General features: G+C 62.6%; 13 protein-coding genes and 1 other annotated feature. Of the genes, 2 read left to right on the forward strand and 11 right to left on the reverse strand.

What is annotated here, in order from left to right:
- The first annotated feature begins 39 nt into the window (after positions 1–39).
- Both HB860_RS06230 and HB860_RS06235 read left to right on the forward strand, forming a co-directional pair.
- Complete coding sequence (locus HB860_RS06230; RefSeq protein ID WP_247626059.1) at positions 40–1,662, forward strand: acyl-CoA synthetase; 1,623 nt, start codon at positions 40–42, stop codon at positions 1,660–1,662.
- A 142-nt stretch (positions 1,663–1,804) separates the two neighbouring features.
- A complete protein-coding gene (locus HB860_RS06235; protein ID WP_247626060.1) occupies positions 1,805–3,298 on the forward strand; it encodes a KAP family P-loop NTPase fold protein in 1,494 nt (497 codons plus the stop codon).
- Positions 3,299–3,337: 39 nt separating this feature from the next.
- Here HB860_RS06235 and hisIE read toward each other — a convergent pair whose 3' ends face one another.
- The 11 genes from hisIE to hisG all read right to left on the reverse strand — a co-directional run bounded on the left by hisIE (position 3,338) and on the right by hisG (position 18,220).
- A complete protein-coding gene (gene hisIE / locus HB860_RS06240) occupies positions 3,338–3,973 on the reverse strand; it encodes a bifunctional phosphoribosyl-AMP cyclohydrolase/phosphoribosyl-ATP diphosphatase HisIE (RefSeq protein ID WP_247626061.1) in 636 nt (211 codons plus the stop codon).
- Positions 3,966–4,739 (reverse strand): imidazole glycerol phosphate synthase subunit HisF, encoded by a 774-nt coding sequence (hisF, locus tag HB860_RS06245; protein WP_247626062.1) that lies wholly within the window; start codon positions 4,737–4,739, stop codon positions 3,966–3,968. The genes hisIE and hisF overlap by 8 nt, the downstream gene beginning before the upstream one ends.
- A gap of 176 nt (positions 4,740–4,915) precedes the next feature.
- A complete protein-coding gene (locus HB860_RS06250; RefSeq protein WP_247626063.1) occupies positions 4,916–8,884 on the reverse strand; it encodes a PAS domain S-box protein in 3,969 nt (1,322 codons plus the stop codon).
- The gene (locus HB860_RS06255) at positions 8,881–11,037 is read right to left on the reverse strand and encodes a PAS domain-containing protein (RefSeq protein ID WP_247626064.1); all 2,157 of its coding nucleotides are present in this window, start codon (positions 11,035–11,037) and stop codon (positions 8,881–8,883) included. The genes HB860_RS06250 and HB860_RS06255 overlap by 4 nt, the downstream gene beginning before the upstream one ends.
- Positions 11,030–12,139 (reverse strand): response regulator, encoded by a 1,110-nt coding sequence (locus tag HB860_RS06260; RefSeq protein ID WP_139434593.1) that lies wholly within the window; start codon positions 12,137–12,139, stop codon positions 11,030–11,032. The genes HB860_RS06255 and HB860_RS06260 overlap by 8 nt, the downstream gene beginning before the upstream one ends.
- Before the next feature lie 133 nt (positions 12,140–12,272).
- The gene (gene hisA, locus HB860_RS06265; RefSeq protein ID WP_247626065.1) at positions 12,273–13,019 is read right to left on the reverse strand and encodes a 1-(5-phosphoribosyl)-5-[(5-phosphoribosylamino)methylideneamino]imidazole-4-carboxamide isomerase; all 747 of its coding nucleotides are present in this window, start codon (positions 13,017–13,019) and stop codon (positions 12,273–12,275) included.
- Between the two features lie 5 nt (positions 13,020–13,024).
- Positions 13,025–13,654, reverse strand: coding sequence for an imidazole glycerol phosphate synthase subunit HisH (hisH, locus tag HB860_RS06270; protein WP_247626066.1), 630 nt, complete (start codon positions 13,652–13,654; stop codon positions 13,025–13,027).
- A complete protein-coding gene (hisB, locus tag HB860_RS06275; protein WP_247626067.1) occupies positions 13,654–14,805 on the reverse strand; it encodes a bifunctional histidinol-phosphatase/imidazoleglycerol-phosphate dehydratase HisB in 1,152 nt (383 codons plus the stop codon). The genes hisH and hisB overlap by 1 nt, the downstream gene beginning before the upstream one ends.
- Positions 14,806–14,817: 12 nt before the next feature.
- Positions 14,818–15,918 carry a histidinol-phosphate transaminase gene (hisC, locus tag HB860_RS06280; RefSeq protein ID WP_247626068.1) on the reverse strand — a complete coding sequence of 367 codons (1,101 nt, stop codon included), beginning with the start codon at positions 15,916–15,918 and terminating at the stop codon, positions 14,818–14,820.
- 94 nt (positions 15,919–16,012) lie between these two features.
- Positions 16,013–17,311 carry a histidinol dehydrogenase gene (hisD, locus tag HB860_RS06285; RefSeq protein WP_247626069.1) on the reverse strand — a complete coding sequence of 433 codons (1,299 nt, stop codon included), beginning with the start codon at positions 17,309–17,311 and terminating at the stop codon, positions 16,013–16,015.
- Positions 17,312–17,323: 12 nt separating this feature from the next.
- Positions 17,324–18,220 (reverse strand): ATP phosphoribosyltransferase, encoded by an 897-nt coding sequence (gene hisG / locus HB860_RS06290; protein ID WP_202045578.1) that lies wholly within the window; start codon positions 18,218–18,220, stop codon positions 17,324–17,326.
- 24 nt (positions 18,221–18,244) lie between these two features.
- Positions 18,245–18,373, reverse strand: a sequence feature (His leader region).
- Positions 18,374–18,436 lie beyond the last annotated feature (63 nt).

Below are 18,436 nucleotides of genomic sequence, written 5' to 3' on the forward strand. Positions count from 1 at the left end.
CTGCACCGCCGCTTTGCACCCCGACGAGGAAGGAACCCGATGACAAGCCAGAACATCTATGAGAGAGGCCTCGATAAAAATGGCGCCAATTTCGAGGCCCTGACCCCCTTGAGCTTCCTGGCTCGGGCGGCCAGTGTCTACCCCGACTACCCGGCCCTGATCCACGGCCCCCTGCGCCAGAGCTGGGCCCAGACCGAGCGCCGCTGTCGTCGGCTCGCCTCGGCCCTGCGCCGCCGCGGCATCGGCGAGGGGGACACCGTCTCCATCGTCGCCCCCAATGTGCCGGCCATGTTCGAGGCCCACTTCGGGGTGCCCATGAGCGGCGCCGTGCTCAACACCATCAACACCCGGCTCGATGCCGACGCCATGGCCTTCATCTTCCAGCATGCCCAGAGCAGGGTGGTGCTGGTGGACAGGGAGTTTGGCGCCGTGGTGCGCAAGGCGCTCTCTCTCATCGACCGCCAGCCTCTGGTGATCGCCATCGACGATCCCCTCTACCGGGAGGGGGAGCTGGTGAGCGAGCTGACCTACGAGGCCTTCGTCGCCACGGGGGATGAGCAGGAGCCCGGCTGGTTGCCGGCGGACGAGTGGCAGGCCATTTCGCTGAACTACACCTCGGGTACCACGGGCAACCCAAAGGGGGTGGTCTACCACCATCGCGGTGCCCACCTGAACGCGGTCAACAACGCGCTCTCCTGGGAGCTGCCCAAGCACCCCGTCTATCTGTGGACCCTGCCGATGTTCCACTGCAACGGCTGGTGTTTCCCCTGGACCCTGGCGGCGACCGCCGGGGTGAGCGTCTGCCTGCGCCACGTGCAGGCGGGCGCCATCTATGAGGCGCTGCATGAGCACAAGGTGAGCCATTTCTGCGCCGCTCCCATCGTCCTCAATATGCTGAACAACGCCGATCCGGCCCTGAAACTGGGGCTTGACCATCCCATCAAGGCGATGACGGCGGGGGCGGCGCCGCCCGCCACCGTGATCGCCGGCATGGAGGCCATGGGGATCGCCGTGACCCACGTCTATGGCCTGACCGAAACCTATGGCCCCTGCGTGGTGTGCGAGCCCCAGCGAAGCTGGCAGGGGCAGGATGCCACGGCGCTCTCGCGGCTCAAGGCGCGCCAGGGGGTGGCCTCACCGCTGCAGGGAGAGATGCGGGTGGCCAACCCCGTCAGCGGCGAGCCTGTGCCCCAGGATGGCAAGACCCTGGGGGAGATCTTCCTGCGTGGCAACATCGTCATGAAGGGCTATCTCAAGAACCCGGCGGCGAGCGAGGAGGCGATGGCGGACGGCTGGTTTCGAAGCGGGGATCTGGCGGTCTGGCACCCGGACGGCTACGTGGAGATCAAGGACAGATCCAAGGACATCATCATCTCCGGTGGGGAGAACATCTCCAGCCTGGAGGTGGAGGACGTGCTCTATCGCCACCCGGATGTGGACGAGGCCGCGGTGATCGCCATGCCGGATGAGAAGTGGGGGGAGGTGCCCTGCGCCTTTGTGAAGCTCAAGGAGGGGCGGGTGCTCAGCCAGGCGGAGCTGATTGCGTTCTGCCGCGAGCAGATGGCCCACTTCAAGGCCCCCAAGCGCATCATCTTCACCCCCCTGCCCAAGACCTCCACCGGCAAGGTGCAAAAGTTCATGTTGCGCAAGCAGCTGGAGTGAGGGTTGGACGTTACTCTCTTCTGAGCGCTTGAGTCGGCGCCATATTGCCTCGGGATGATATGGCGCCAAATCCTATGTTCATCAAACTCTTTCGGAACTCACTCTGGTAATCTCCTGCTCAGTATCGAGACAGGGAAATACTATGGCGCTTGCAACATTTGATTGGGTGGAATCTGTTTCATGGGATGGGCCTGGAGCCATTGAAGGGGGAGAGGAAACGCTCGCAGGAGATCGACTGGAGCGCGCTCGCTATGCCGAGTTTCTGACCAACTATCTGGCGGCAGAGGGCAAACAGCGCAACTATGTGCTGAACCTCAATGCCGAATGGGGCGCGGGTAAAACCTGGTTTATCAAGCGCTGGTATATGGAACTTAAAGAGCATTATCCCACCGTCTATATCGATGCCTGGCAGCAGGACTTTTCCGACGACCCCTTGTTGACGGTTATCTCGTCGATAATCGATCAACTGAGAGATGCTACAGGAAATAAGATTGACGTACCTGATGGCATCAAAACAAAACTATTGGGCTTGCTCAAGGTCGGCGGAAGATTGGTGCTCAAGTCAGCCATTAAAAAAGCTGGGCTGGAAGATGGTGATTTCTCTTTGGAAGGCGAAGATGCAGATAAGTTGGTTGATACGCTCTGTAGTAATCACAGGGAACGTTATGAATCTATTCAGTATCTTAAACAAGAAATACGGCAATGGGTGGAAGGAGCTGTTGGATTAAGTAAAGAAAAACTGGATTATCCCGCCTTTATTTTGATTGATGAGCTGGATCGCTGTCGCCCTTCCTATGCGGTAGAAATGCTGGAAACAATCAAACATATATTCGATATTCCCAGAGTGGTCTTTGTGTTGGCTACAGATACAGAACAACTACAACATGCTGTAAAAGTAATTTATGGTTCCGAATTTGATGCTTATATATATCTAAGTCGTTTTTTTAATCGGCGATTCAGTATGCTTAGTGGCTCAAGGCATAATTTTGTTGAAAGCCACTTATCTAATGTAACTTATCTTAATAGCAGTGTTTTTGAAAATATATGGCCTACAGGCCTTGGCGTGGACTCACTTGGGGTTATAATTTCATCGATAGCAGATGCTTGTCAGCTTTCACTCAGAAGTACTGAAAAACTTATTGATAGGTCATTGTTAGTGCTTGTGAATATGAAAAATGACTCTATTAATATAGTCTTTCTTGCTTACCTTATAGCCTTGCATGAAAGCAAGCCATCTGACTATGACACTATAATATCATCGGGGCGTAGTCATTCATTTTTATCAGGTATTAAATCCGATGTGATTAAACTACACGGCATGAATAATATTTATGGCACTGTTAGTATTAAAATGGAAAGTGACTGTAATGGTGCGTTTACACAAGGCGTATACCAAGCCACTATTAAAGATCTTATTAGAAACTATTTATTTGGTTACTTGGGTGAGTATCAAAATATTGATAGTAAATTAAAGAGGGATGTTAAGGAGTTTGATGAAAAATATCGTTCAATTACTGCGGAAGTTTTTTCAGAGAAATTAAGAGAAGGTGTTCTTAATTCGTGCTTACATAAAAAATCACGAGTGGATATGTCTACATACAGGGATTGGGTTGAGTTGGCGGTGTCATTTGAATAAGCTTAACGGGCCAAATAGCCCGTTAAGCAATATGATACTTTATTTATTGTGCCGCTCATAAAGGCGCTGCACCACGTCTTTGAGGCCCAGCCCCTCGTTTTGCAGCAAGACGGTCAGGTGATAGAGCAGATCGGCAGATTCGTTGATGAGCTCCTCCCTGTCTTTCGCCATGGCGGCCAGGGCCACTTCCACCCCCTCTTCACCCACCTTCTGGGCGATGCGCTTGGTGCCCTTGCCATAGAGGCTGGCGGTGTAGCTGGTGGCCGGATCCGCGCCCTTGCGGGCGGCCAGGATTTGCTCGAGCTCGGCGAGAAAACCGAGCGGCGGCAGCGGGTGGCCGTCGAAGCAGGAGGGATTGCCAAGATGGCAGGTGGGGCCCACCGGGTCGGCGGCGATCAGCAGGGAGTCCTGATCGCAGTCGGTGGTGATGGCGACCAGTTTGAGCACATGACCCGAGCTTTCTCCCTTGGTCCAGAGGCGCTGCTTGCTGCGGCTAAAAAAGGTGACCTGGCCGGTGGCTTCAGTCTTTTCCAGGGCCTCGCGGGTCATGAAGCCCTGCATCAGCACCTCGCCGCTTAGCGAATGCTGGACGATGGCGGGGATCATGCCGTCACACTTGTCCCAGTCCAGGCGCTCGGCCAGGGGCAATGCATTGTCTACTGCTTGATTATTCACGGATGGCGACTCCTTCGTTTTTCAGCCAGCGTTTCAATTCGGGAATGGGGATAAGGCCCTTGTGGAACACGGACGCCGCCAGGGCGCCGTCCACGTCGGCCAGGGTGAAGGCATCGCGAAAGTGTTCCAGGGCACCGGCGCCGCCGGAGGCAATCAGCGGCACCTTGCAGACGGCCCGCACCAGTTTGAGCTGCTCGAGATCATAGCCCTGGCGCATGCCGTCCTGGTTCATCACGTTCAGCACGATTTCGCCGGCGCCGCGCTTTTGCACCTCCTTGACCCACTCCAGGGTGGTCCAGCTGGTGGTGCGGGTGCGGCTCTCGTCGCCGGTGAACTGTTTGACCTGATACTGGCCGCTTGGGGCATCGAAGTAGGAGTCGATGCCCACCACCACGCACTGCACGCCGAAGCGCTCCGCCAGCCGGGTGATCAGGGTGGGATCGGCCAGGGCCGGAGAGTTGATGGAGACCTTGTCGGCCCCGAACTCCAGGATCTGGCGGGCATCCTCGACGCTCTTGATGCCGCCGGCGACGCAGAAGGGGATGTCGATGACCTCGGCCACCCGGCTCACCCAGCTCTTGTCCACCACCCGGGCGTCGCTCGAGGCGGTGATGTCATAGAACACCAGCTCGTCGGCACCCTCGGCGGCGTAGCGGCGGGCGAGATCGACGATGCCGCCCATCACCTCGTGGTTGCGAAACTGCACGCCCTTGACCACAACGCCATCTTTGACGTCGAGGCAGGGGATAATACGCTTTGACAACATGCTCATTGCTCCATGTAAAGCACAGTTAAAAAATCATCGTTCTGCCGGTGACGCAGGATCAGGCGGCGGACGGAAAAGCGGTTGGCATGCTTTCACTGCTGGATCCTGAGCGGGAAACGGCGCGCTCATCGGGCGGCGCGGCCCCGGGGGAACCAACACTATATGCATGACTTTATTCAGTGATTCAACCCTTTGTCTCCCTTCGGCTGGCCCGGGGGCGGTGAAGCGCCATCGGGGAGAGGGGGCATGACCTCAGTGGGGGGCTCATCTGCTTGCGCGCATTGGTGCAAGGTGAGCAGGGCGCCGTCAAAGTCAAAGCTCTTCAACTGCCTGGCCAGGGTCTCGCTGCGGGGCCCGAGCATGAGCCGCAGGGGGGCGGCATACTGCTCGAACAGCGGGATCACGGCGGTGTCGCTTTGCAGCAGCAAGGCCTCCATCTGCTGGCGCAGATCCCGTTGCCACTGGCTGCCAAGGGGGATGAGCTGCGGCGCCTGGGCGGGCACCTCTTCCCCCAGCCGGTCGTGCAAGGCCGCCAGCTCCCCGGCAATGACCGTCATCAGGGCGGTCGGCTCGGGGCCATCCCCCGCGAGCGTCTGCTCCAGATGCAGGCATTGCCGCGCGAGTTCCACCATGCCAAGGGTGCTCGCGACCCCGCGCAGGGTGTGAACCAGCCGGGTGGCGCTCGTGCTATCCCCCGTTTGCAGATGGTGGTGGAGCAGGACCATGTCTTGGCCATGCTCGTTGGCGAAGTGGCGCAGCAAGGCAAGGTATTTGTCCTGCTTGCCTTGCAGTGCCGCCAACCCCTGCTGCAGATCCAGCCCGGGGACGTCCTGCAGGCGGGCGAGGGGGTCTGCCAGGGGGGCGAGGGACAGATCCTGCTCACCGGGCTCCACCATTCCCTTGCTCGGCAGCCAGCGCTGCAGCGCCTCAAACAGCTTGGCGGGGGTGACGGGCTTGGCGATGAAGTCGTTCATGCCGGCGGATTCACAGGCCTTCCTGTCCTCCTCGAAGGCGCTCGCCGTCAGGGCGAGAATGGGAAGCCGCGCCAGGCCGGGCAGGGCGCGGATGGCGCGGGTGGCGTCGTAGCCATCCATCACCGGCATCTGTATGTCCATCAGGATGAGATCGTAGGGATGCTGGCGGACAAGGGCCAGCGCCTCCTGGCCATTGACGGCGGTCTCGATGACGAGGCCGCTGTTGCAAAGCAGCTCCAGCACCACCTCCCGGTTGATGGCGTTGTCCTCCACCAGCAGCACCCGGGCAGTGTGGGGGAAGACGGTCTGCGTCAGGCTCTGCTGCGGCGGGAGCGGGTGCGGCGCCTCCCCCTGACCCGCAGAGAGGGCGGCGGTGAACCAGAAGCAGCTCCCCTGGCCGAGGGTACTGTTGACGCCGGCCTCTCCCCCCATCAGGGTGGCGAGCCGGCTGGTGATCGCAAGCCCGAGGCCAGTGCCGCCGTATTTGCGGGTGGTGGAGACGTCGGCCTGCTCGAAGGCCTGGAACAGCTTCTCGCACTGCTCCGGGCTGATGCCGATGCCGGTGTCTTCCACCTCGAAGCGCAGCAGGTAGCCGTCGGCAAGCGGACGGGCCATCCGTACCCGCAGGGTGACCGCACCTTGCTCGGTAAACTTGATGGCATTGGCGGCGTAGTTGAGCAGTGCCTGGCGCAGGCGGGTGATGTCGCCATGGACCCAGGTGGGCGAGTCTCCCATGTCGACCATGAGGGAGAGGCCCTTGGCGCGGGCCTGCTCGCTCATCAGGGCGCTGACGTTGTCCAGCATGGCGGTGAGGGAGAAGTCGCTCTGCTCCAGCGCCATCTTGCCCGCATCTATCTTGGAGAGATCCAGGATGTCATTGATGATGGTGAGCAGGTGCTGGGCGGCATTGTCGATCTTCTCCAGCCGCTCGTGCTGGGTGCTGTCCGGGGTGTCGCGCTTGAGCAGATAGGTGAGCCCCAGGATGGCGTTCATGGGAGTGCGGATCTCGTGGCTCATGTTGGCCAGGAAGGCGCTCTTGGCGCGGTTGGCACTCTCGGCGCGCTGGTGGGCCTGGGCCAGTTGCAGGGTGCGTTCATCGACCATCTCCTCCAGGTGGTAACGGTACTGATCCAGCTCCTCGCCGAGCTGTTTCTTCTCGGTGATGTCGGCCTGTACCGCCACATAGTGGGTCACCAGCCCGTTCTCCTGGCGAATGGGGGAGATGGCCGCCAGCACCTGATAGTGTGAGCCGTCCTTGCGCCGGTTGACGAACTCGCCGTGCCAGCGCTGGCCACGCTTGATGGCGTCCCACAGGGCGACATAGGTGGCTCTGGGGGTGAGGCCGGAGCGCAGCAGGGAGGGGGTCTGGCCGATGACCTCCTCCTGCTGGTAGCCGCTGATGGTCAGGAAGGCCGCGTTGACATATTCGATGCGGGCCCGAGTGTCCGTGATGAAGACGCCATCCGGGCTCTGCTCCAGTGCCAGAGAGAGCTGCCTCAGCTGTTGCTCGGCCTGCTTGCGCTCCGTGATGTCAAGATGGATGCCGAGCAGACGCAGGGGGCGTTGCCAGGCATCCCGATAGACGCTGCCCTTGCTCACCAGCCAGCATAGGTCGCCGTTTGGCAGCAGGATCCTGAACTCGATTTCGAAGGGCTTGTCGCTGACCGAGAGCTCGGCCAGCAGGGCGTCGATACGGGGCTTGTCGTCCGGGTGCAGGCAGGCCTGCCAGGCGTTAAAGGTGGTGAGCTGCCCGGCGTCGCGGCCATAGAGGCGGGCGCATTCCGGGGAGAAGAAGAGGTGATCATTGACCATGTCCCACTCCCAGATCCCGACGTGGGCGCCCTCCTGGGCCATCAGCAGCCGTTGCTCGCTCTCGCGCAGGGCACTGCTGATGGACTCGGCCCGGACCCGGGCACTGATGGCATCGTCCATCAGGTTCAGTGCCGCTAGGCGGGCGCGGCGCTGGGTATCGAGCGCCGCCTGCTGATTGTGCAGCAACTGCTGCTCGGCCAGCTTGCGCTCCGTGATGTCCTGCACGGTGCCATAGAGCTCGACGACATGGCCGTCCCCGTCCCGCAGGGCAGCCCCACGGGCGATGACCCAGACCGGGTGCCCCTGCTCGTTGATGACGCCGGCATCGCATTCGTAGGGTTGCCCATCGTGCAGGCAGCGCTCGACGGCCTGGGCCATGGTGTGCCACCCCTCCTGGGTGAAGTACTTTTTCACCTCGGGATAGACGGCAGGGGGGAGGGCGGGATCACGGCCATAGATGCGGTAGATCTCCGGTGACCAGAAGTGGTTGCCGTCGCTGACACGCCAGCGCCAGTTGCCGATCTTGGCCAGCCGCTGGGATTCCCGCAGGATCCCCTCGTTGCGGCGCAGGGCCTCCTCCGTCTCCTTGTTCTGCTGATTGTCCTCGATGATGGAGATGAAGTAGTCGGGCTCCCCCTCGCTATCCCTCACCAGGGCCACCGTCAGTGTCGTCCAGATGGCTTCGCCCCCCTTGTGCAGATAGCGCTTCTCCAGGGTGTAGTGGGGCAGCTCGCCCGCCAGCATCCGGTCGACGTAGTGCTGATCGATGAAGAGATCGTCCGGGTGGGTGATCTGCTGGAAGCTCATGCCCATGAGCTCATCGGCGCGGTAGCCCAGCATGTCGCATAGCCGCCGGTTGACCCGCAGCCAACCGCCATCGGGGGCGACCAGGGCGATGCCGACCGCCGCCTGCTCGAAGGTGGCCTGGAAGCGGTTCTCGCTCTGTTGCAGGCGGGACTGGGTGTTCATCAGCTCCTGCCAGCGCTGGATCTCCCGGGCGCGGGAGCTGTGGATGGCGGCACTGAGGAGGCTGACGAGCACGCCGTTGGCGACCAAGAGCCCCCACTGCACCAGATCCTGGCCGGCCGCCACGGTCAGCTCATGGATCGGGGGCAGCAGGAAGTAGGTGGTGACCAGGGCGCTGATCAGGGTGCAGAGCAGGCCTGGCAGCAAGCCCCCCAGCAGGGCGCAGAGGATGATGGGCAGCATGAAGAGCACCAGCAACGGCCGCTCGCCAAAGGCGATGGGCAGCTGGACCCGGATCTGCAACATCAGGACGGGCAGCAGCAGGGCCAGCAGGCAGACGCCCCAGCGCTGGGTGGCTGGGCGGACGTGCCACAGTTGCGGTCGGTGCATCATGGGTGCTCCTCCGGCGGCATGGGGGCCTGGGGGTAGGGCGGCGGCAGCCCGAGCTGGTGTGAGAGCGCATTGATCTGGTGCTTGAGGGTCAGCATGGCGAGCTCCCTGTCCACCATCACCTTGTTGAAACGCTCCAGCTCCTCGTTTTGCTGGCGCAGCTCCATGGCCTGGCGGGTCAGGGCCTGCTCGACCTGCTCCCGCTCGGTGACGTCGAGCAAGAGCCCGAGTACGGCGGGCTGGCCGCGATAGTCGACGCGCCGCCCGTACAGCTCCACCTCCAGAGGCTGGTTGTCGTGGTGCAGGGCGCTGAAGCGGGCATGGATGTCGCTCCCCTCCTGCTCGCATCGCTGCACCAGCTCGGCCACCCGGTCGCTGTCCTTCGGGCTTGCCAGGGCGTGCAGGGGGCCGACGCCGAGCAGGACACCGGGGGAGTCGTAGCCAAACAGGTGGGCAAAACAGGGGTTGATGTAGCAGAGCCTGCCCTGCTGGATGATGTAGATGCCGGCGAGGGATTGCTCCACCAGGGCGCGAAACAGTCCCTCCCGTTCTCGCAAATCAGCCTCGGTACGCTTGAAGTCCGTGATGTCGCGGGAGATGCCGAAGATGCCGATCACCTCACCCTCGTTGTCCTGCAGCGGCCCCTTGGTGGCGAGGAACACCCGATCGCCACCTGGCAGGGTCAGGTACTCCTCCTCGGTTTGCACCCGGTTGTTCTCGATCACCCGGCGGCCTGCCTCCATCAGCATCCGGGCCTGATCGGGGGGGAAGATGGCCAGGTCATCCTGACCCAGCATCTCGGCGGCGGGTCTGTCCACGAACTGGCTGGCGGCGCGGTTGAACAGTATGTATTTGCCCTCCCTGTCCTTGGCGAAGATGGCATCTTCCGAGCTGTCGGCGATGGCGGAGAGCAGTTGCAACGCCTGCAGCCGTTGCGCCTGGGAGTGGCGCACCTGCTCTGCCATCAGCAGTCGGGTGTGCTGGCGCAGCAAGATGATGCCGGCATTGGTGACGAAGAGCACCAGCAGGGCGATGAGGCCAATCCAGATGCTCTCCTTGAAGCTGGCCTGGTTGAGCTCGGCCTTGTCTATCTTGGTCAGCAGGTACCAATCCGTGTCCGCAACCGGATAGACGACGCCAAAGGCCGCGATGTCGCGATAATCCATGCCGGACAGCACCCTTGACCTTCGCTGCCCGCCGTCCAGCCGCAGATACTGGGCCGCCAGCAGGGTGTCGTGATGAAGTGGAAGGAGCAGGCGCAGGGCCGAGTCGGGGCGATAGCGCGGGTCGTTCAGATACTGCACCTGATCTGCACGCTGGCGAAACAGCGTGGCTTCCCCGCTGCTGTCGGGGGTGGGCCAGGGTGTGAGGATCTGGTTTATCCAGTGACTGCCGCTTATCTGCAGCACCATGACCGGGGCCGGCCCCGCCGCCTTGGTCAGGGGGGCCAGGAAGTCGAGCCTGGGTTGACCTCGTTCATCCAGATAGGGGCCGACCCTGAGCACCTTGCCCGGCTCCACCCGGCTCAGGGCATCGCGCAGGGTGGCATTCATGGTGCCGGCCCCCGGGGTCTGCCACAGGGCCTGGCCGGCGGGGTCGAAGAGGGCCGCGCCATCGAATCCCCGCCCCGAGATGAACTCGACCAGTCGCGTCAGTTGCTGCGCCTGTTCATCTGAGGGTCTCTGAGGCTCGGCGGGAGAGAGCGCCCCGTCGCGGGAGTTGCCGACGATCTGGCGCAGATCCTGCTCCCGGTTGCCCAGCCACTCGGTGATGCGCCTGCTCTTGAGATCGGCGATGGTCTCGAGGCGTGCCACCTCCTTGTCCCGGGTCAGGCCGATGTTCTGGGCGATGGCCATGGCGGTCAGGGCCAGAATGATACCGTTGAGCAGCAGTATGGGGAGCCACTGACGCCCGGTGAGGCGGGGGCTGGCGGTGGTCTGATTGATGCGACGGCGCAGCATGGCATAGAGCATGAGCGCGGTAATGAGGATAAACAGCCACCCCTTGATGGTGCTGGCCAGGGCGAACTGGGCCGGGGTGTGGAAGAGCCACTCCACCGCCTTGTCCGAGAGCAGGATCCACAGGCTCGCCACCGCGGCATAGGTGAGCACCACGTTGAGCACGTGGGCCCGGGTCAGGGGAGGCTGTTCAGCCATGGATTGCCTCGGCGACATCCTGGTAACGCTCGGCGATGAGGACGAACTGCTCGAAATGGCTGTCGAAGGCTGCCACCACGTCCGGGTCAAAGTGTTGACCGCTGCCGGAGAGGATCAGGGCACGGGCCTCGTCATAGGACATGGCCGGTTTGTAGACCCGGGCGCTGATGAGGGCGTCAAACACATCCGCCAGCGCCATCAACCTGGCCGAGAGGGGAATGGCGTCGCCGCACAGGCCGTCCGGGTAGCCGCTGCCGTCCCACTTCTCGTGGTGCCAGTGGGCTATCTCCTTGGCCAGGGTGAGGAAGGCCAATGGCTGCTCCATATCCCGCTCGGCCTCTTCGATGGCGTCGCTGCCGAGCTTGGCGTGGGTGCGCATGATCTGCCACTCCTCCGGGGTCAGCTTGCCCGGTTTGAGCAGGATATGATCGGGAATGCCGACCTTGCCGATGTCGTGCAGGGGGGCGGAGCGGCTCAGCAGATCGATGTAACCCGGCGACAGGGTCCCGGCAAAGCGGGGGTGACCGGCAAGGGCGCTCGCCAGCAACCGCACGTAGCCCTGGGTGCGCAGGATATGATTGCCGGTCTCGGGATCGCGGATCTCCGCCAGATGGGCCAGCGCCCGGATGGAGACCTGCTGGATCAGATCGTTTTCGGCCATCCGGCGAGCGACCTCGGCCTCCAGGGCCGCATTCTGATCGTGCAGACCATCCCGGGCCTGCTTGGCCTCCAGCTGGGTGCGTACCCGCGCCTGGACGATGACGGGCTTGATGGGCTTGGTGATGTAGTCGGCGGCCCCGAGGGAGAGGCCCTGCTCTTCGCTCTGGGGATCGGCGAGGGCGGTGAGCAGTACCACTGGGATGCGGTGGGTGTCGGGGTTGGTGCGAAGCTGCTTGAGTACCTCGTAGCCGTCCATGCCGGGCATCATCACATCCAGCAGGATGAGATCGGGTTTCGTCTTGCCACTGGCGATGCGCAGGCACTTCTCCCCGCTCTGGGCGGCGAGTACCCGGTAACTGGGTGAGAGCAGCTCGGTCAGCACCATCAGGTTCTCGGGAGAGTCATCGACGATGAGGATGGTGGCACAGTGAGATGTGAACATAAGCCTTCCGTGACATTATCTCGATGAGTCCGAGTATAGAGCCAATTGCTGCCAAATCATAAGGTTCGCCCCCATGGGGGGAGAAAGAGGCCTGCCCGGATGGGCAGGCTTTCTGATGCAGGAAAGGGGCGCTTCACGCAGCGCGGCCATCACCCCAGCAACGAATGGCTTCTGCTACGTCAAACTTGCCCTCCAGCAGGGCGCGGCCGAGGATGACTCCCTTGACGCCGGTGTCCTTGAGCGCCTCTATGTCCGCCAGGCCGCCGATGCCGCCGGAGGCCTGAAACGCCACGTTGGGATAGCGGGCACAGAGATCCCGATAGAGCTCGACATTGCTGCCCGAGAGCGTCCCGTCCCGGCTGATGTCGGTGCAGAGCACGTGCTTGAGTCCGGCGGGGAGGAAGCGCTCGATCAGCGCCTCCAGGCTCACACCGCTGTTCTCCTGCCAGCCTGCCACCGCGATCTGGCGATTCCCCTGGGTATCGATATTGACGTCCAGCGCCAGCACGATGCGCTCGGGGCCATATTTCTCCATCCAGCTAGCCACCAGATCCGGGGACTTGACGGCGGTGGAGCCGACCACCACCCGGTTGGCACCGGCGGCCAAGAGGTCTGCCACATCCTGCTCGCTGCGCACGCCGCCGCCCACCTGCACCGGCGCCCTGGTGGCCGCCAGCAGGGTGGTGATGAGGGCGAGCTGGCGCGCTTTTGCATCCTTGGCGCCGTCCAGATCCACCAGGTGCAGTTGCTCTGCTCCCTGGGCGACATAGTCGTCGAAGCGGGCCTGGGGGCTGCTGCTGTATGCGGTCTTCTGGCCGTAGTCCCCCTGATAGAGTCGGACTACCTGACCATTGATGAGGTCGATTGCGGGAATGATCATCCTTGTTACAGCTCCAGAAAGTTTTGCAGTAAACGGGCACCGGCTGCGCCGGATCGCTCCGGGTGGAATTGGGCGCCGAAGAAGTTGTCGCGCCCCACGATGGCGGTGAAGGGCTGGCCATAGTCGCAGGTTGCCAGCGTCGCGTCGGTCACCTCCAGGGCGTAGGAGTGGACGAAGTAGAAGTAGCTGCCACTTTGGATCCCCTTGAGCAGGGGATGGATCTCATCGTGCTCTATCTGATTCCAGCCCATGTGGGGCAGGCGCAGATCGCCCACCTCCATCAGCCGGATCTTGCCAGGCACTATGCCGAGGCAGTCGATGAGCCGCCCTTCGCCGCCATCGGTGCTCATGTTCTCCTCGGAGGCCTGTGCCAGCATCTGCATGCCGAGGCAAAAGCCCAGCAGGGGCTGCCTGGCGGCGCGAATGAGCGGCACCAGGTTGCGCTCGTTGAGATTCTTCATGGCGGCCACGGCTGTGCCCACCCCGGGCAGGATCAGCTTGTCTGCACCCTCGATATCGGCCGCCTTGCTGGAAACCAGCGGCTGCACGCCGAGGCGCTCGAACGCCATGCGCACCGATGCGAGGTTCGCACAGCCCGTGTCGATGATGACCAGCTTCTGCTTGCTCACATCCATCACAGCACCCCCTTGCTGGAGGGGAGGTCGCTCCCTTCCACCCGGATGGCCTGGCGCAGGGCGCGGCCAAAGCCCTTGAACAGCGCCTCCACCTGGTGGTGGGTGTTGCCGCTGCCGACCTTCATCTGCAATGTGATGGCCATGGCGTCCGAGAGGGAGCGGAAGAAGTGGGGCACCATCTCGGTAGCCATCTCGCCCACGCTGTCGCGGCCAAAGCCGCTCGGGCAGTCGAACACGAAGTAGGGGCGGCCGCTCAAATCCAGCGCCGTGGCCACGTCCAGCTCGGTCAGGGAGGGGGCCTGGGTGCTGTCGTTCGTGCCTTCAACCAGGCGAGGGCGACCGTCGATCACCGCCTGCACCTCGTCCATCGCCAGCACGAAGCCGAAGCGACCGATGCCGCGCTTGTTGCCAAGGGCCTGGCGCAGGGCCTGACCGAGAGCCAGCCCGACGTCTTCCACCGTGTGGTGATCGTCGATGTGCAGATCGCCGCTGACCTTCAGCCTGAGGCGAAAGCCCGCGTGGGTGGCTATCTGATCCAGCATGTGATCGAAGAAGCCGATGCCGGTGGCAATCTGGTTGCCGCCGCTCTTGTCCAAGTCCACCGCCACCTGGATGCGGGTCTCCTTGGTGTAGCGCTCTACCTCGGCCACGCGCCCCTTGGAGAGCAGCTGATCACGGATGGCGAGCCAGTCGTGATCCTGCGGGTGGTAGCGAATGCCGCGAATGCCCATGTTTTCGGCGAGTTGCAGGTCGGTCTGGCGGTCGCCAATGACGAAGGAGTTGGCAAAGTCGATGCGACCGGACGCGAGGTACTCCTTCACCAGGCCGAGGTGGGGCTTGCGGCAGCTGCAGCCGTCGGTGGGGAAGTGGGGGCAGATCAGCACCTGCTCCCAGTTCACTCCTTGGGATTCAAAGAGGTGCATCATCAGATCGTGAGGGGGCTGGAAGTTCTCCAGCGGCAGGCTGGCGGTACCCAGCCCATCCTGGTTGGTCACCATCACCAGCACGTAACCGGCGGCCTGCAGCTCGCGCAGCACCGGGATCACCATGGGCTCGAAGCGCAGCTTGGCGAGGCTGTCCACCTGCTTGTCGGTCACCGGCTCTTCTATCAGAGTGCCGTCACGGTCGATAAACAAAAACGGGGTCTTCATCTGGCTACTTCCTTATACGCTGGCGGCAGACGGGTTGCTGGCTGAGGGGGTGCTGTTCGATAGATCGCGCAGCACGGTGAGGACGGCGTCCATCTCCCCCTGATAGCCGATGGTGATGCGGATGCTGTTGTCCAGGCCCGGCTTGCTGGAGAAGTCCCGCAAGATGATGCCGGCGGCCTTCATGGCGGCAAAGACGGCGGCACCATCGGTGAAGCGCACCAGCACGAAGTTGCCCTTGTCCTCGAACACCTCTTTCACGCAGGTAAGCCGCAGCAGCTCGGCCTTGATGAGGGCCTTCTGCTTGTTGAGCTCCTGCACCCGCTCCTGCATCAGCGCCAGCCCCATGGGGGAGAGGGCCTGGGCCGCAATCTGGGCGATGGGCTCGGGGATGGGGTAGGGGGCTATCACCTTGGCCAGCATGGCGATGAGCTCCGGGTCCCCCAGGGTGAAGCCGCAGCGGATCCCCGCCAGGGCAAAGGCCTTGGAGAGGGTGCGGGTCACCACCAGATTGGGGTACTGGGCCAGCAGATCCACCACTGAGCTTTCCGGGCAGAACTCGATATAGGCCTCGTCCACCACCACGATGGCGCGCTCCCGGGCCTTCTCCAGCAGGGCGATGAGCCCCTTGCGGCCCACCAGATCCCCGGTGGGGTTGTTGGGGGAGCAGAGGAACACCAGTTTCACGTCGGAGAGACGATCCGCGATGGCGGGCCAGTCCGGCTGACGGCTGGCGGTGAGCGGCAGCTCGACGATGCCGACGCCGCAGGTCTCGGCGCTGATGGCGTACATGCCGTAGGTGGGGGGACAGATGAGGATCTGATCCTCCCCCGCCTCGCAGAAGGTGCGGATCAGCAGCTCGATGGCCTCGTCGGCGCCGCGGCTCACCAGCACCTGCTCGGGATTGACCCCGGCATAGGCGGCGTAGCCGCTCACCACCTCGGCCGGCTGGCACTCGGGGTAGCGGTTGAGACGGTTGCCCTCGATGGTGAAGGGGTAGGCCAGGGGCGCCTCGTTGGCGTTGAGCCAGACGTGACCCTGACCGCCGATGCGACGGGCGGATTGATAGGGGGTGAGGGCCCGCACCACGCGGCGAGCCAGATTGGCGATGCTCATGACAAATCCTTCTGCTGCTGGTCTGAAAGTGCGTTCAATCCGAGGGTGACGGCATTATTGATGAGGGCATGGCGCCCTCTCGGTGCGGTGATCGTCATGTCCGCTCCTCTTGCAGTGCATTCAATCTCAGCGTCACGGCATTCTTGTGGGCATCTAGTCCTTCCGCATCGGCGATACGCTGGACTATGGGGCCAAGGCCCCGGATCCCCTCGATGCTCAGCTCCTGCACAGTGTAGCGACGCTGGTAATCCGCGAGCCCAAGGCTCGAGCAGGTGCGGGCATAGCCATAGGTGGGCAGGGTGTGGTTGGTACCGCTGGCGTAATCCCCGACCGACTCCGGGGTCCATGCCCCAAGGAAGATAGAGCCGGCGTTCTCGAGTTTATCCAGCAGATCGCGGGGGGCGCGGGTCTGCACAATCAGGTGCTCCGGCGCGTAGGCGTTGGAGATGGCGCAGGCCTCGTCCAGATTGTCGCAGAGGATCACCAGGCTGCTGCCGAGCGCCTGGGCGGCGATGTCGCGGCGGCTGAGCTTGGCCAGCTGGCTCTTTATTTCCCCTGCGATGGCATCTGCCAACAGGGTTGAGGTGGTCACCAGCACCACCTGGCTGTCGGGGCCGTGCTCGGCCTGGGAGAGCAGATCCGCGGCCACGAAGGCCGGGCTCGCGCTCTCGTCGGCAATCACCAGCACCTCGGAGGGGCCGGCGGGCATGTCGATGGCGGCGCCGCGCCAGTCCCGGGAGACCTGGCCCTTGGCTTCGGTCACATAGGCGTTGCCCGGGCCGAAGATCTTGTCCACCTTGGGAATGCTCTGGGTGCCGTAGGCCATGGCGGCGATGGCCTGGGCGCCGCCGATGGCGAACACCTTCTCGACGCCGCAGGCGCGGGCGGCAAACAGGATCTCGTCGCTGGCCGGCGACGGGGTGCAGAGCACCACCTCACGGCAACCGGCGATGGCAGCTGGAATGGCCAGCATCATCACGGTGGAAGGGAGCGGCGCGCTGCCGCCAGGCACATAGAGGCCGACCCGACTGATGGGCTGGGTGCGCAGCTCGCACACCACGCCGGGCTGGGTCTCTACCCGTACCACCGGCTGCATTTGGGCGGCGTGGAAGGTGCGAATATTGGCAATCGCCGCTTCGATGGCATTTTTGATGTCGTCATCCAGCCGCGAGCAGGCGGCTTCAATCTCGGACTCGCTGACGCGCAACTGCTCACGGGGAGCGCGCTCGAAGCGCAGGCCGAGCTCGCGCAGGGCCTCATCGCCCCGGCTGCGTACCGCGGCGATGATATCCCGCACCACGAGGCCGATATCGGCCTCGTCATTGAGGGCGGGCCGGGTCAGCACATCGGCCTGCTGGGCGGGGGAGAGGGTCTTCCAGATCAGGGTCTGCATGATGTCCCTTCCTTATTCCATCATTTTTTCGATGGGCAGCACCAGAATGGAGCTGGCACCGAGGGCCTTGAGCTGCTCCATGGTCTCCCAGAACAGGGTCTCGCTGGAGACGACGTGCAGGGCAACCTGATTGGTGTCACCGGCCAGTTGCATGATGGTGGGGCGCTCGGCACCCGGCAGCAGATCGGTGATGGCATCGAGCTTGTCTTTGGGAGCATGCAGCATGATGTACTTGCTCTCGCGGGCCTGCTGCATCCCCTGGATGCGGGGCAGCAGCTTGTCGATGAGCTTCTGCTTGGCCTCATTCAAGGGGTTGGGAGCCTGCACCAGCACCGCCTTGGAGCGATAGATCACCTCCACCTCTTTGAGGCCGTTGGCCTCCAGGGTCGCGCCGGTGGAGACCAGATCGCAGATGGCGTCGGCCAGGCCCGCGCGCGGCGCCACTTCCACCGAGCCGCCCAGCATCACGCTCTTGAAGCCGAGCCCTTTTTCGTCGAAGAAGCGCTTGAGCAGCCCGGGGTAGGAGGTGGCGATGCGCTTGCCTGCCAGACTTTGCGGCCCTGTGTAGGTCACATCTTCCGGCACCGCGAGGGAGAGGCGGCAGCCACCGAAGTCGAGCTGCTTGAGGGTTTTCACCTCGAAGGGCAGACCCTGTGAGGCGCGAATAAGCTGCACCTCTTCCAGCACGTTCTCGCCTATGATGCCAAGGTCGACCACCCCTTCCATCACCAGTCCCGGGATATCGTCATCGCGCACCCGCAGTATGTCGATGGGCATGTTCTCCACGTGGGCGATGAGGCGCTGTTCCCGTAAGTTAATTTTAAGGCCGCAGCTCTTGAACAGGGCCTGGGAGTCCTGGCTCAGGCGACCGGACTTTTGCATGGCGATGCGCAGACGTTGTGTTTCCATTGCTCGATTTCCTTCTAGTCAAAAACGAAAAAACCCTCGGAAGTGTGTGCTTCCGAGGGTTCATGAATCTTGCGGTCCTTTTGGAAGTCACCAGTTAAGTGTCTTCCAGCAGTCAACCTCCTGAAAGACTAGTCGGGATGATGATGGTGATGATGAGTCTTCAGGGTGGTGAACTTCATGTAATCAATCCTTTACAAATAAGATGTCGTAGTTGAC

Origin of the sequence: Aeromonas genomosp. paramedia, assembly GCF_023093515.1 — a bacterium.
GTDB lineage: Bacteria > Pseudomonadota > Gammaproteobacteria > Enterobacterales > Aeromonadaceae > Aeromonas.